Annotated in this window: 1 rRNA gene; it reads left to right on the top strand. The window is 43.4% G+C overall.

Annotated elements, in window-relative coordinates:
• Positions 1-182 precede the first annotated feature (182 nt).
• Positions 183-251: ribosomal RNA gene (locus AAGG74_RS23515) — 16S ribosomal RNA — on the top strand; the annotation flags it as partial.

Genomic DNA, 251 nt, shown 5'->3' with positions numbered 1-251 from the left:
ATAAAGTTGCTTTAACAAAGCGAACAAACAAAATGATCTTTGAAAACTAAACAAGACAAAACGTACCTGTTAATTCAGATTTAAAAAAATCGCACAGTGATGTGCGTAGTCAGGGGCCTGCACATTGCAGGTCATGCAGATGTTCTCACAGGATGTGATGAACTTAATCTGCGCTCCATTACTTCATGGAGAGTTTGATCCTGGCTCAGGACGAACGCTGGCGGCGTGCCTAATACATGCAAGTCGAGCGG

This window comes from Bacillus mexicanus (assembly GCF_050445615.1).
Lineage (GTDB): Bacteria > Bacillota > Bacilli > Bacillales > Bacillaceae > Bacillus > Bacillus mexicanus.
This window is presented reverse-complemented; position numbering and strand designations above follow the sequence as displayed.